Here is a 13,360-nt window from a genome sequence, read left to right on the forward strand (position 1 = left end):
GAGAGCAGAGGCACCGGGTTGGCGCCCCTGTCTTTGCTGGGCTTTGGCTGTGTCGCTTTGGGTGTGTGGTGTGGACATCTCCCTAGATCGACTCTGGGACGAAGCTTTGGGGCATCTACAGGTGCAGCTCAGCCGTCCAACTTTTGAGGCTTGGATCAAGACGGCGCGAGCTGAATCCTTGGTGGACAACCGCCTCACCATCTCCACTCCTAGCGAATGGGCGCGGGGCTGGCTGCAAAAGCACTACGCCTCCACCATCACCGAGGTGGTGCAGCGGGTGGCCGGAATCCCTTTGCAAGTGGAGTTTTCCGTCGCTCCCCAGGCTTTGGTCGAGGAAGAAGCTCCTTCAACGGCTGTGGCCTCAACCTCCCGCAAGGCCGGCAGTTTTCCTGCTTCCGCCCCCTTGGGGCTGGAGGTGAGCGGCAGCCTGCCCATGCGAGCCCCGGATCTCAACCCCAAGTATTCCTTCTCGCGGTTTGTGGTCGGCCCCAACAACCGCATGGCCCATGCAGCGGCTCTGGCCGTGGCCGACAAGCCTGGGCGGGCCTACAATCCCTTGTTTCTCTGCGGCGGGGTAGGGCTGGGCAAAACCCACCTGATGCAGGCCATCGGCCACTACCAACTGGAGGCGAATCCGCGGGCCAAGGTCTTTTACGTGTCCACCGAGCGCTTTACCAACGATTTAATCGATGCCATCCGGCGAGACAGCATGCAGTCTTTCCGGGAGCACTATCGAGATGTGGATATTTTATTGGTGGACGACATTCAATTTATCGAAGGCAAAGAGTACACCCAAGAGGAGTTTTTCCACACCTTCAATACGTTGCACGAGTCGGGCAAACAAATCGTGCTAGCTGCCGACCGCTCCCCTCACCTCATCCCTCGGCTGCAGGAGCGGCTCTGTTCTCGGTTTTCGATGGGCTTGATTGCGGAAATTCAGCCGCCGGACATCGAGACCCGCATGGCCATTCTCAAGAAAAAAGCCGAGTACGAGGGGATGATCCTACCGCCTGAGGTGATCGAATACATTGCTACCACCTACACCAGCAACATTCGCGAGCTGGAGGGCGCCCTCATCCGTGCCGTTGCCTACGTCTCCATTTCTGGCCTGCCGATGAGTGTGGAGACGATTCAGCCCATTCTCAACCCCCCCAGCGAGCCCAAGGAGATCACGCCCGACATGATTATTGACGTGGTCTGTGAAGAATTCGGCGTCGACCGAGAAAGCTTATTGGGATCCTCTCGCAAGCGGGACATCAGCCAGGCGCGGCAAATTGCCATGTTTTTGATGCGTCACCATACCAATCTTAGCTTGCCCAAAATTGGCGATTACTTTGGCGGGAAAGATCACACCACCGTTCTCTATAGCTGTGAAAAAGTTAGCCAGTTGCAGCGGGAAAATCTGCAATTTGAGCGGCAACTGCAAAACCTGGCCCAGCGGCTGCGAGTCATGGCCAACAGCCGAAACCGCTAGTCTTTGCCTTGCCATTGTTGAACCGTCCTTGGGGTGTCATCCTACGCTGCTGAGAGCCGCGGCGCCCGCGAGCTGGCGTGAAAGCTCCTATTGGAAGCAGCTACAGTTAAGGACGGGAGGGGCGGGGGTTGCAGGTGGTAGGGCAATCTGGCAAAGGACTTTGCTTGGGTATGCTGCTCCTTGGGGCTGGGCTGATGCCAGCATGGCCGGCCTGGGCCCATTCGACCCAAGCGGGCCGCAAGGAAGCAGATCCGCGGCCAACCGCGCTCTCAGGCGTTTTAGATCTGGGGCTGGATAGCCAAATTGTGGAGGATAGCCCCGTGTTGCGCCGCTGGCTGCAAAGTCCGCCCAATCTCCTGGAAGAAATCCGCAATACTCCCGTCTTGCCCACCCGTTTGCAGGCGGGTTTCGAGTCGGCTTCTGAGTGGCGAATCAGCCTGCAGGACTTGCGCCTGGGAGATCGCCTCACCCTCAGCGGCGACTATCGCCAATCTTCTGAGAACCCAGAAATCCGCCAGTACGGGTCAGAGGTGCGCTACTTTCTCGCCCCTATGGGCTCCCGCTTGAACCTGGCCCCCCAACTGGGCTATCGAGCCTTGGAAGAAAAAAACCGCCGCCTCAGCGGGGTGAGCTATGGGGCCTTTGTTGTTTTGGCCCTGGCTCCCGGAGCCGCCGACTTGACTGGCAGCTACACTTGGGTGGCCCCGCAGGAGCCGGAAGAAGGACAGGCCACCCTAGCGGAGATCACCGCCGCCTACGCCATTAGCCCTTCCCTTCGTCTTGCTGCCCGCTACAGCCTGCGCCACTCCACCTTGGCGCGGGAATCCAGCTTTGGCGTTGGCCTGGAGTGGATCCCCTAGAGGCGCACTGCCTGCACAAAAACCACCCAGCCGAAGCTGAGATAGCGCTCCAAGCGCAACCCCACCTGGGCAAAGTGCCAGCGCAACTGGTCTGCGGAGAAAAAGCGAAGGCCGGTCGCCTCCAGCAACTGCTGCACCCTCTGCCCCCATCCCTGCACCTGCTGGCTGTGCATCGAGACAAACACCCCTCCCGGTTTCAAAACACGGGCCACTTCCCGCAGACAGGGATCCAACGGCACCTCGTTCAGGGTGGCGCCGCTGATCACCGCCCCAAAGGCTCCAGAGGCCAGGGGAAGCTGCTCCGCCCGGGCTCGCACCAGGCTGTAGCGCTGCCAGTGGGGCTGGGCCTGCTGGGCCGCCTCCGCCAGCACTCCCGTCGCGTTGTCTAGGCCGATCACCGTCCGCTGCGGATCCCTGGCCAAGAGGAGGCGGCTCCAGTACCCCCCTGCCGTGCCCAAATCCAAGACGGGATCTGCCTCCCCCACCAGTTCCGCCAGCAATTGGCCTTCCCGCTCGCTGCCGAAACGCTCCCCCGACAACAGCGACAGCGCCCAAGGCCGCCAGAGGCGATCGTAGCCCCAGGCAAACCCGGGCAGATGGGCAATGGCCTGAGCGGGAGTGAGCGGCAAGTCCCGCGCGGCGGCCAAAAAATCCACCGCTCCAAAGGCGGTGATGGGGTAGATCTGGCCGCAACGGGGACAGTAAACCCGATCCGCCGCGGCTCCCGGCTCACGTCCCGGTGGCAGGTTCAGCCCTTCCTGACCACAGCTCAGGCAGCGGTAGAGGTGAACCGGCAAGGCAGAGAGAGAAGAGAGCATGACACAACCTGACGACAGCCGCAAAACAAAAGGGCAGTTGCCGGGCGCCGGCCCCAACAACCACCCTCCCAGGTTAATCAATCCCGCAGCGAGAGGGGATCCCTCAAGCCGTCTTCGGGCTGGGCAAGCCGATCTTCTCGGGGATGGGCACGTATTCTGCCACAATGGCCCGAAACTCGTCCCCATCTAGGGTTTCCCGTTCCACCAGGGTGTCGGCCAGGCGATCCAGCAGCGCCCGGTGCTCCAGCAGGATTTGCTTCGCTCTTTGGTAGCAGCTCTCCAGGATTTGCCGCACCTGCCGGTCGATCTTGGCGGCCACATCTTCGGAGTACTCGACGCGGTTCATCCAGCCGCCGCCCAAAAAGATTTCGTTGTTGGGCGGATCCCACATCAGGGGCCCCAGCTCGGACATGCCAAAGCGGGTCACCATTTGCCGCACCAGGTTGGTGTTTTGCTGCAGGTCGTTGCTGGCCCCCGTCGTCACTTCCGAGTAGCCAAAGACGATCTCCTCCGCCGCCCGACCGCCAAAACCGACCACCACCCGATCCAACAGCCAGGCGCGGCTGTACATGCCGGAGTCGATCTGCTCCTCGTTGGGCAGTTGCTGGGCAAAGCCGCCGGCACCTCCGGAACGGGGGATGATCGTTACCTTGTTCAAGGGATCCGCATGGGGCAAGAGGGTCATCAACAGAGCATGGCCGCACTCGTGGTAGGCGATGAGGCGCTTGCTTTTGCCGTCTAATAGCGGCGGCTTGGTCAGGCCAATGGTGATGCGGTCGATGGCGTCGTCGATGTCCTGGTTGGTGATGGCTTTGTGCTGACGGCGGGCCGCCAGGATGGCCGCCTCGTTGAGCAGGTTGGCCAGATCGGCGCCGGCAAAGCCAGGGGTGCGGCGGGCAATGGCCTCCAGGCTGACCTCTTCTGCCAGCTTCTTGTTGCGGGCATGCACGCGCAAGATCTCGTAGCGCCCCTTGAAGCTGGGCCGATCCACGGTGATCTGGCGGTCGAAGCGTCCAGGCCGTAGGAGCGCCGCATCCAGCACATCCGGGCGGTTGGTTGCGGCAATAACAATTACCCCTGAGTTGCCCTCAAACCCATCCATTTCCGTAAGCAACTGGTTCAGGGTTTGCTCGCGCTCGTCGTTGCCGCCGCCAATGCCCGCTCCCCGCTGCCGGCCCACCGCGTCGATCTCGTCGATGAAGACGATGCAGGGAGCATTCTCCTTGGCCTTCTTAAAGAGATCCCGCACCCGCGAGGCCCCCACGCCGACGAACATCTCCACGAACTCGGAGCCAGAGAGGCTGAAAAAAGGCACTCCCGCCTCGCCAGCAATGGCTTTGGCCAAGAGGGTCTTACCCGTCCCCGGCGGCCCCACCAACAGCACGCCTTTGGGGATCTTGGCCCCTACGGCAGTGAAGCGCTCCGGCTTCTTCAGGAAGGTAACCACCTCTTGCAGCTCTTCTTTGGCCTCCTCGATCCCGGCTACATCGTCAAACTTGACGCCGGTTTTGGCTTCCATCTGGAAGCGGGCCCGCGACTTGCCGAAGTTCATCGCCTGTCCAGGACCGCCTGCTCCTCCGCCAGCGCGGCGCAGGAACAAGAACAACCCCCCCAGCAGCAGCACCGGGATGACCAGGTTGCCCAAGATCGCCCAGAAGGCGCTGCCATCGCGGGTGGGCACTACAGCCACCTCGATCCCCTGCTCGGTGAGGCGATCCACCAGTTGCGGCACGGTGTTGGGCAGCAGGTTGACCCGGTAGCGGGTGGAATGCTGCGTTTGTGGGTCAACAGCCGTCACTTCGGCTACCAGGTTGTTATCGAGGAGGCGCACATCGGTAACGCGACCCTCCTCGACATAGCGCAAGAAGCGGTCATAGGTGAGGGCAGAGGCCAGAGCGGCGTGGGCAGGAGCTAGGCCGGATCCCTGCCAGAGACAAAAGCCCAGCATGAGGGCAATTAGCCAGCGCTGGGGAGATAGAGGTTTGTTCATGGGGAAGGGGAACACCTGGTTATTAAAAGTCCTTCAACAAACTTAACCTGTCGCTCCCCCAAGATACAACCCTGCCGCACGAAATGCCCGGAATTGCGCTGGGAAGGGATCCCTGCAATCGGCGACTAGGCCGATTTGGGGGATCCCAGGGCATCCAGGCCGTAGACGCGCCGCCACATTTGGTCGGCCAGAGCGGCGGGCAGCAACCGCATCAGCCCCAGCGCCAGCTTGCCGCCCGTAAAAGCGGTGTAGCGGTCGGAAGGGTGGGGATCCGTCATGGCTCTCAGGATCGGCTCCACCACCTTCTCCACCGGCCAGGCCATTTTGTGGAACGAGCTGGCCAGCTCGGCAGCCTTGTCCAAGATCGCTTTGTAGGGGCCGTTGGGATTGACAACAGCAGCAAAGGTCTCTTCGGCCACGCGGCCAAACTCGGTGGCCACCGGCCCTGGCTCGATCACGATAACCTTGATGCCAAAAGGGGCCACTTCCACCCGCAGGGCGTCGCTGAGGGCCTCCACGGCGAACTTGGTGGCGCTGTAAACCCCACTGAAAGGCATCGACATCTGGCCGGCCACGGAGCTGAGGTTGAGGATGCGGCCGCTGCCCCGCTCCCGCATTTGGGGCAAGAGGGCGCGGGTGAGGGCGTGCAGACCAAACACATTCACCTCGAACTGCCGCCGCATCGCCGCCACATCCACCTCTTCCACCGGTCCCATTTGGCCGTAGCCGGCGTTGTTCACCAGGATGTCCACCCGGCCAAAGCGATCCAGGGCCTTTTGGGCCAGCGCCTCCACCTGGGCTGTATCGGCCATGTCGGTGGGCACCACCAGCGCTTCTGTCCCCTGCTTCTCCACCAAGTCCTTGACGTTTTGTAGCAGCTCCTCCCGGCGGGCCGCCAGCACCAAGCGGGCCCCGCGTTTGGCCGCTTCCAGGGCGACGGCCTTGCCAATGCCGGCAGAAGCGCCGGTAATCAGCACCACCTGATTGGCTAGTGAAAGCATGGCTTTCCTCTCTGCAAACTTTCTTCATCCTAGAGGGACTTCCGGGATCCCTGGAAAGAGGCAGCCTCGCTCCTTGGGCTGCGGTGCTGGGCCGCTGTTTCTAACTCAAGGGGTGCTCTGCCAGATGGATGGATCCCTGCGGCCCAGAAGCTGCTCAGACGGTTTTTCGCGCCCAAATTGCAGGGGGGGTTGGGAAAAGCGGTATGATCGATGGACAACTTGCTGGGACAAACTCCCTCGCTCGAGTGTACGCCTAGTCTAATGTCCTTGCCACAGGTACGAGGTGCAGTGACCGTAAGATATTTCCGCAGGCGGGCTAGCCGAGGCCGATCTTCCTTGCCGGAGGAGCGCTGGGCTCTCGCCGAGGCCTGCTTGGATCGATTGCTCAGAGTGGCGGAAGCCAACCTAAGGGCCAATTCCGAGCTGCGCCAACAGCAGCAGGAGCAGCAACGCCAACTGGAGGCCGAGCGGCGCCACAGCGAAGCCCTGCGCGATGCCACCGCCGATTTGCGCACCAGCGTCATGGAGTTGCGAGAGGGGCAAGCCCTTTGGCAAAACCAGGTGGACGAGCTGCGTACCTGTTTGCGAGAGTTGCTCAAGGAACAGAGCGAGCTGGTGCAGATCATCGCCCAGCAGCAGCACATCCTGAAGGACTGTAAGGAAGTCATCCGCGCCATTTTGGAGCAAATGCGGGATGACCACCGGGACTTCCGCTCCGCCATCGGCATTTTGCTGGAGGAACTGCACCAAACTGTGCGCTGCCTGGTTCTTAAGTCAGGTGGCACTCTCCCTAAGCCTGTCCGCCATCCCGAAGCGCCGGATCCCGGCTCCCAGCCGCCTGATTCTGCCTCGCCTGGGGATGGCTCTCTGTCCTAGCGATCCAGACTTCTGCTTTCCCCCAAAAGCTCCAGAGCTATCCAATCCCGCCCTCCGGCAGCCACTGCGGCCAAAACAGGCGCAACTCCCTAACCTGCTCCCCCTTGACCAACAGGGATCCGCCGCCGGACCGGCCTTGCAGGGGAATTTCCTCAGGAGAGAAGGAGTGTACCCGCTCGGACTCCGCGATCACATCCACTTGCAGATGGGGGTGCGCCGCCAGATCGGGGGGAAAACCCACCAAGCCCACCAAGCCATCCCCTTTGTTGGAGAAGTGAAAGGCCGACACGCCCACTTTACCCTGCTCCAGGATGGGGATCTCGCCCAGGGGTAGCCGCTTCAAATACCCCGACCGGCTGGCCAAAACTAAGATCCCTTGCGGGGGCAGCAGCGCCATACCGACGATCTGTTCTGTGCGCCCCAAACGTAGAGCTGGGGATCCCATAGCTGCCCGACCCATCAAGGGGATCTGTTCGGCGTCCAGCCGCAGCACCCGCCCGCCGGAGGTGGCCAGGACAACGCTGTAGCCTTGGTGGCCGGGATGCCAAAGGGCCGCCCAGCCCAGCTCGTCTCCTTCTTTGAGCTTCAAGACGGCGGCTCCCCGTTGGCTGAGGCCCACCAGCTCCGCCAAGGCCACCCGCTTGATCCGCCCCTGCCGGCTGAGCACCACCAAGCTGGCCTCGCCGGGAGAGTGCTCCGCACCGCTGACGCGAACGGGATCCAACGGGAAGGCGGCAACAATCGGCTCGGGGTTGGGGAGAAGGGTGACCAGAGGCACCCCCCGCGAGGAGCCGGTGCTGAGGGGGATCCCTTCGATGGGCACGGTGAAAGCCCTGCCGCTGGCGGTGAGCACCAAGATTGCCTGCTCTGGGGTCACGCATTCCAGGCTGACCAGGGTATCTTCTCCCAATTCCCGCTGCGCCGGGTTGCTGCGGGAGCGAGGCCCAGGCAGAGGCAGGCGGCGCACGTAGCCTTTGCGGGTGAGTTGCAGCAGAAAGCGGCTGTCTTCGCCGGCTTCGCCGCCGGGGATCTGGGCCGCCTCCGCTTCCAGTTCCGAGGCCGAGAGAATCTGGGTGCGCCGGGGATCCGCAAAGGTTTTTTTCAAGTGTCGCAGCTCTTTTTTCAGGTAATTCAAGAGCTTGCGGCGATCTTGCAGCAGTCCCTGCAGCTCGGCGATGCGGGCCTGCAGCTCGGCTTGCTCTTGATAGAGGCGCTCCCGCTCCAAGGTTGTCAGGCGGCGCAGGGGCATGGCCAAGATCGTCTCCGCCTGCTGGGAGGTGCAGCCCAAGCGGGTTTGCAGCTGGGCTTTGGCCGTGGCGCTATCGGGCGCTTGCCGCAGCAGGTCGATTACCCCTTCCAGATCGGCCAGGGCCAGCACCATCCCCGCCACCTCTTCGGCTTTGCGCTGTACCTGCTGCAGTTCGGCGCGAAACATCCGCTTGAGAGTGGCCTCGCGAAATTGCAAAAAGTGCTGCAAAATCTGCTTCAAGCTGAGCTGCTGGGGTTTTCCCTCCACCAAGGCCAACAGGATCACCCCAAAGGTGCTCTGCAAGGGGGTGAGCTTGTACAACTGCTGCAAAACCGCCTGCGGGTTGGCCTCCCGCTTCAGCTCCACCACCACGCGCATGCCGCTGCGATCCGACTCATCCCGCAAATCTGCGATGCCGCTGAGACGGTCTTGGGCGACCAGCTCGGCCACCTTCTCGAGCCAGGCAGCCTTGTTCACCTGATAGGGAAACTCGCTGATGATCAGGGCGGGCCGGCGGTGGCGTCCTCTGCCCGGCTGGATCTCCTCAAAGCGGGCCACTCCCCGCAGGGTGATGGAGCCGCGGCCGGTGAGGTAGGCCTCGCGGATCCCCTGGCCATCGACAATTTGGCCGCCGGTGGGAAAGTCCGGCCCCGGGATCCAGCGCAACAGCTCCTCAGGGCTGAGATCGGGCTCGTCGATCAAAGCCAGCAGGCCGTCCACCACTTCCCCCAGGTTGTGGGGCGGGATGTTGGTGGCCATGCCCACGGCAATGCCAGCAGAGCCGTTGAGCAGCAAGATGGGCAGGCGGGCCGGCAGGACGGTGGGCTCCGCCTGGGAGCCGTCGAAATTGGGCATAAAGTCCACAATTGCTTCGGAGATCCCCTGCAGAAGGGCTGTGTGGCTCAGCTCCGCCAGCCGACACTCCGTGTAGCGCATGGCCGCCGGCGGGTCGTCGTCCACCGAGCCGAAGTTGCCGTGCCCCGCCACCAGGGGGTAGCGGCTGGAAAAGTCTTGTGCCATGCGCACCAGCGCGTCATAGACCGCCTGATCCCCGTGGGGGTGATATTTCCCCAGCACGTCCCCCACGACGCGCGCGCACTTGCGGTAGGGGCGATCCGGCGTCAGGCCCAGCTCGTGCATGGCGTAGAGGATGCGGCGATGCACCGGCTTGAGGCCATCCCGCACATCCGGCAAGGCCCGCCCCACGATCACGCTCATGGCATATTCCAGGTAGGAGCGCTGCATCTCCCCCTGCAAATCGGTTACGATTACTCGCCCTAGACGGGATCCCCCACCCGATCCAGATCCCAGTCCGTCGAGAGTCAGTTGCTGAGTCATGGCTCATTAGGAGCGGAACGCTTTCCAGGTTACTGTAGCCGTTTCTCTGGTTCTTGCGAGGTGGGATCCCATCTCATCCCATCTCACATCCCATCTCAATAGAGATAGAGAAGAAGCGAAGAAGTTGAGAGCAGACCGAACACCGAAACGCCTACCTCGTGCTATGACTTGAAGCGGCAGCATCCACCTCAACCCCCCCATGGTCGACACTCCCATCCGCTTTGGCACCGACGGCTGGCGAGCCGTGATTGCCGAGGGCTTTACTTTCCAAAACTTGGCCCTTGCCGCCCAGGCCAGCGCCCAAGTGTTGGCCCGCACCTATCCTGGGGCAGGGATCCTGATCGGCTACGACAACCGCTTTCTCTCAGAAAAATTTGCTGCCCACGCTGCCGAGGTGGTGGCGCGGCTGGGGATCCCGGTTTATCTCTCTGCCTGTGTGGCCCCGACACCGGCCTTTAGCTGGGCGGCCAAAGAGCGCGGCTGCCACGGCGCCTTGGTGATCACCGCCAGCCACAACCCGCCCCACTATTCCGGCCTCAAGGTCAAAGGCGGATTTGGCGGCTCCGTGCCGCCGGAGGTTACCGCCGCCATCGAGCAGGAGCTGCACCACCTGCAACCTCTCGCATCCAACCCAGCCCCCATCGAAACCTGGGATCCCTGGCCCGGCTACCTGGCTCAGCTCAGCCGCTTTGTGGATCTGGAGAAGCTCAAAGGATCCCCGGCCAAGATCTGGGTGGATGTCATGTTTGGCTCTGGCGCCGGGGGCCTCAGCCGCCTGTTGGGGGAGAAGGTGATCGAATTGCAGGCACGTCGGGATCCCTTGTTTGGCGGGTTCCCACCGGAGCCGCTGCCGCAAAACCTGCAGACCTCTGCCCAGATCATCGCAGCGGATCCCGCCCCGTTAAAGATGGGTCTGGTCTTCGATGGCGATGCCGACCGCATTGCTGCCCTCGATGGGCAAGGCCATTTTCTCAGCCCGCAGATCCTCATTCCCATCTTGATCGACCACTTGGCGGGGCGGCGCGGCCTGCGGGGCGAGATCGTCAAAACCATCAGCGGCTCGGAGCTATTCGTGAAGGTGGCCGAGCGCTATGGCCTGCCAGTTACGGAAACGCCGGTGGGCTTTAAGTACATCGCCGAGCGCATGCTGAGCACACCGGTGTTGCTGGGGGGAGAAGAATCGGGCGGCATCGGCTATCTGGGCCACATCCCCGAGCGGGATGCCCTCCTCTCTGCCCTGTACTTGATCGAAGCCGTCACCGAAACCGGGCAAGATCTGAGCGCCCTTTACCGAGCTTTGCAAGAACGGGAAGGGTTCACCTCAGTTTACCTACGCCGCGACCTGCACCTGGCGGATCAAGGTCAACAAACCCGGCTCTTCCAGCAGCTACAGACGGATCCCCCCCTTGAGATCCTGGGGCAAAAGGTAATCAAGCATTTCGATCGCGACGGCCACAAGTTTAGCCTTGCCGACGGCAGTTGGGTGATGATCCGGGGCAGCGGCACCGAACCTCTGCTGAGGCTCTACTCGGAAGCCAGAACCTCAGAAGAAGTGAACCGTCTTCTCGATTGGGCAGCTGGGCTGCTCAGCAAGATTGCTTAGGGCTACAGAAGGACGCCCACGGCCCCTAGCTTGCTTGTGCGCGATAGCAGTTCAGAGCTCAAGCACTTGCCTCGGCTGTCTTGGCCTTGGCTTGGTCAAAAGTGCCTGGCGGCTCGTACAGAAACTCAAACAGGTTGCCATCGGGATCCTTGCCATAGAAGGAGGCAGTGCCATCCCGATGGCTGTGAATGGCCCCTACCGGGATCCCTGCGGCTTGCAAGCGCCGATGCTGCTCCTCCAGCTCCTCCCTGCTGCTGAAGACAAAGCCAAAGTGGGGCCCTGCCGCCCGGTAGCCCGGCCCCAAGAGTGCCAGCCCATCGTCTCCGGCTTTCATATAGGCCCAGTCGGGATCCTTCCAGACGTTGACCATCCCCAACTTTTCGTAGAACTCTACTGCCTTAGAGATGTCTTCTACGCGGACGGCAACATGTCCAAGTTGCTTCAGTGCCATGCTCTTCTCTCTCCTCCACAGAGACAACCGCAAGGGTTTCTCTATAACCCAGCATAGCTTGCAGAGAGAGCCCCTCCCCACTCCCCCGAGAGCAGGGATGGAACCAAGGTCGATTCCAACTTCGTTCGAGGCCCAGGGCAAGCTAATGCCTAAGCTGTTGGCTGCTTGGCCAAGAATCGCTCCAGCTCGCTCAACGCTTCTGCGTCCATTTTGGTCTGCATGGGGCAGAACTTCGGTCCACACATCGAGCAAAACTCCGCCGTTTTGTAGATATCTGCCGGCAAGGTCTCGTCGTGATATTCTCGCGCCCGCTCTGGGTCTAAAGACAACTCAAATTGTCGGTTCCAATCAAAGTTGTAGCGGGCTCTGGACATCTCGTCATCTCGATCCCTGGCCCCAGGACGGTGGCGGGCAATATCGGCAGCGTGGGCGGCAATTTTGTAGGCAATGAGGCCGTTGCGCACATCCTCGGCATTGGGCAAGCCCAGGTGTTCTTTGGGAGTTACGTAGCAGAGCATCGCCGCCCCGTACCAGCCGGCCAAGGCCGCCCCAATGGCAGAGCTGATGTGGTCGTAGCCAGCGGCAATATCGGTTACCAGCGGCCCCAAAACGTAGAAAGGAGCCTCGTCGCATTCCTCCATTTGCTTGCGCACGTTAAACTCAATTTGATCCATCGGCACGTGCCCTGGCCCTTCCACCATCACCTGCACATCGTGCTCCCAGGCCATGCGGGTCAACTGCCCCAGGGTTTTCAACTCCGCCATCTGGGCCTCGTCAGAAGCATCGTGCAGACATCCGGGCCGCAAAGCATCGCCCAGGCTAAAAGAAACATCGTATTTCTTGAAGATCTCGATGATGTCGCGGAAGTGGGTGTAGAGCGGGTTTTGCTTGTGGTGGGCCAACATCCAACGGGCCAGGATCCCACCTCCGCGAGAGACAATTCCTGTGAGACGGTTGCGCACCAATGGCAGATATTCGATGAGGATCCCGGCATGGATGGTCATGTAGTCCACCCCTTGCTGGGCCTGCTTTTCGATGATGTGCAAGATATCTTCTGCCGAGAGTTTTTCGACATTGCCATGGACACTTTCTAGAGCTTGGTAGATGGGCACCGTGCCGATGGGCACCGGAGAAGCTTGGATAATAGCCGTGCGAATTTCGTCCAAGTCGCCGCCGCCGGTGGACAGATCCATAACGGTATCGGCGCCGTATTTAATGGCCAATTTCAGCTTTTCCAGCTCTTCGGCTAATCCAGAGGAGCTGGGGGAGGCGCCAATATTAGCATTGACTTTGCAGCGGGAGGCGATCCCGATGCACATGGGCTCTAGGTTGGTGTGATTGATATTGGCAGGGATGATCATGCGGCCCCGCGCCACTTCTGAGCGGATCAGCTCCGGCGGTAGGTTCTCTCGCCGAGCCACGTAGTCCATCTCTTCGGTAATCACGCCCTGCCGGGCAAAGTGCATTTGCGTAACATTTGCTTGCCCACGACGGCGGGCAACCCATTCGCTGCGCATGGTGTCAACTCCGGTACTCGCTTTCCTACGCTGGTATGACCCAGATCAGGTTCTGAGGATGTAATCTCAGCCTGGGGGCAGCCCCCAGACACTCCTAGCGTGTTGTGATTCTATCACCGAAATTGGAACTGGATTGGAACTTTGGGATCGATATCAGAGTAGTTTGAGACAATGCCCTGGCGC

Annotated in this window: 10 protein-coding genes and 1 riboswitch; of the genes, 4 read left to right on the top strand and 6 right to left on the bottom strand. The window is 61.4% G+C overall.

Annotation, left to right across the window (positions count from 1 at the left end; translation table 11 throughout):
• Nucleotides 1-70: 70 nt before the first annotated feature.
• Nucleotides 71-1,474, top strand: coding sequence for a chromosomal replication initiator protein DnaA (dnaA, locus tag CYA_RS00005; RefSeq protein WP_011428926.1), 1,404 nt, complete (start codon nucleotides 71-73; stop codon nucleotides 1,472-1,474).
• A gap of 194 nt (nucleotides 1,475-1,668) precedes the next feature.
• A complete protein-coding gene (locus CYA_RS00010; RefSeq protein ID WP_206336916.1) occupies nucleotides 1,669-2,334 on the top strand; it encodes a hypothetical protein in 666 nt (221 codons plus the stop codon).
• Here CYA_RS00010 and CYA_RS00015 read toward each other — a convergent pair.
• The 3 genes from CYA_RS00015 to CYA_RS00025 form a co-directional block, all read right to left on the bottom strand.
• The gene (locus CYA_RS00015; RefSeq protein WP_011428928.1) at nucleotides 2,331-3,152 is read right to left on the bottom strand and encodes a class I SAM-dependent methyltransferase; all 822 of its coding nucleotides are present in this window, start codon (nucleotides 3,150-3,152) and stop codon (nucleotides 2,331-2,333) included. The genes CYA_RS00010 and CYA_RS00015 overlap by 4 nt on opposite strands.
• 103 nt (nucleotides 3,153-3,255) lie before the next feature.
• Nucleotides 3,256-5,142, bottom strand: a complete 1,887-nt coding sequence (gene ftsH, locus CYA_RS00020; RefSeq protein WP_011428929.1) for an ATP-dependent zinc metalloprotease FtsH — start codon at nucleotides 5,140-5,142, stop codon at nucleotides 3,256-3,258.
• A 125-nt stretch (nucleotides 5,143-5,267) separates the two neighbouring features.
• Nucleotides 5,268-6,143, bottom strand: coding sequence for an SDR family NAD(P)-dependent oxidoreductase (locus tag CYA_RS00025; RefSeq protein WP_011428930.1), 876 nt, complete (start codon nucleotides 6,141-6,143; stop codon nucleotides 5,268-5,270).
• Between the two features lie 372 nt (nucleotides 6,144-6,515).
• Here CYA_RS00025 and CYA_RS00030 point away from each other — a divergent pair, with 372 nt between their 5' ends.
• Complete coding sequence (locus tag CYA_RS00030) at nucleotides 6,516-7,019, top strand: hypothetical protein (RefSeq protein ID WP_228375381.1); 504 nt, start codon at nucleotides 6,516-6,518, stop codon at nucleotides 7,017-7,019.
• A 37-nt stretch (nucleotides 7,020-7,056) separates the two neighbouring features.
• On the opposite strand, the gene CYA_RS00035 is transcribed toward CYA_RS00030, so the two are convergent.
• On the bottom strand, nucleotides 7,057-9,606 hold the full coding sequence (locus CYA_RS00035; protein ID WP_011428933.1) for a DNA gyrase/topoisomerase IV subunit A: 2,550 nt from the start codon (nucleotides 9,604-9,606) through the stop codon (nucleotides 7,057-7,059).
• 199 nt (nucleotides 9,607-9,805) lie between these two features.
• Here CYA_RS00035 and CYA_RS00040 point away from each other — a divergent pair, with 199 nt between their 5' ends.
• Nucleotides 9,806-11,209, top strand: a complete 1,404-nt coding sequence (locus tag CYA_RS00040) for a phosphoglucomutase/phosphomannomutase family protein (RefSeq protein WP_011428934.1) — start codon at nucleotides 9,806-9,808, stop codon at nucleotides 11,207-11,209.
• Nucleotides 11,210-11,267: 58 nt separating this feature from the next.
• On the opposite strand, the gene CYA_RS00045 is transcribed toward CYA_RS00040, so the two are convergent.
• Both CYA_RS00045 and thiC read right to left on the bottom strand, forming a co-directional pair.
• Nucleotides 11,268-11,660 carry a VOC family protein gene (locus CYA_RS00045; protein WP_011428935.1) on the bottom strand — a complete coding sequence of 131 codons (393 nt, stop codon included), beginning with the start codon at nucleotides 11,658-11,660 and terminating at the stop codon, nucleotides 11,268-11,270.
• A 149-nt stretch (nucleotides 11,661-11,809) separates the two neighbouring features.
• Entirely contained in the window at nucleotides 11,810-13,177 is a 1,368-nt protein-coding gene (thiC, locus tag CYA_RS00050; RefSeq protein ID WP_011428936.1) for a phosphomethylpyrimidine synthase ThiC, read from the bottom strand.
• A 5-nt stretch (nucleotides 13,178-13,182) separates the two neighbouring features.
• Nucleotides 13,183-13,283: riboswitch (TPP riboswitch) on the bottom strand.
• Between the last annotated feature and the right edge of the window lie 77 nt (nucleotides 13,284-13,360).

It is taken from the genome of Synechococcus sp. JA-3-3Ab, assembly GCF_000013205.1.
In the GTDB taxonomy this organism is placed as follows: domain Bacteria; phylum Cyanobacteriota; class Cyanobacteriia; order Thermostichales; family Thermostichaceae; genus Thermostichus.

Coding starts and splice junctions, on each gene's coding strand:
- CYA_RS00045 (WP_011428935.1), bottom strand. CDS start 11,660: ATGGCACTGAAGCAACTTGGACATGTTGCCGTCCGCGTAGAAGACATC.
- CYA_RS00025 (WP_011428930.1), bottom strand. CDS start 6,143: ATGCTTTCACTAGCCAATCAGGTGGTGCTGATTACCGGCGCTTCTGCC.
- CYA_RS00010 (WP_206336916.1), top strand. CDS start 1,669: ATGCCAGCATGGCCGGCCTGGGCCCATTCGACCCAAGCGGGCCGCAAG.
- ftsH (WP_011428929.1), bottom strand. CDS start 5,142: ATGAACAAACCTCTATCTCCCCAGCGCTGGCTAATTGCCCTCATGCTG.
- CYA_RS00035 (WP_011428933.1), bottom strand. CDS start 9,606: ATGACTCAGCAACTGACTCTCGACGGACTGGGATCTGGATCGGGTGGG.
- CYA_RS00040 (WP_011428934.1), top strand. CDS start 9,806: ATGGTCGACACTCCCATCCGCTTTGGCACCGACGGCTGGCGAGCCGTG.
- thiC (WP_011428936.1), bottom strand. CDS start 13,177: ATGCGCAGCGAATGGGTTGCCCGCCGTCGTGGGCAAGCAAATGTTACG.
- CYA_RS00015 (WP_011428928.1), bottom strand. CDS start 3,152: ATGCTCTCTTCTCTCTCTGCCTTGCCGGTTCACCTCTACCGCTGCCTG.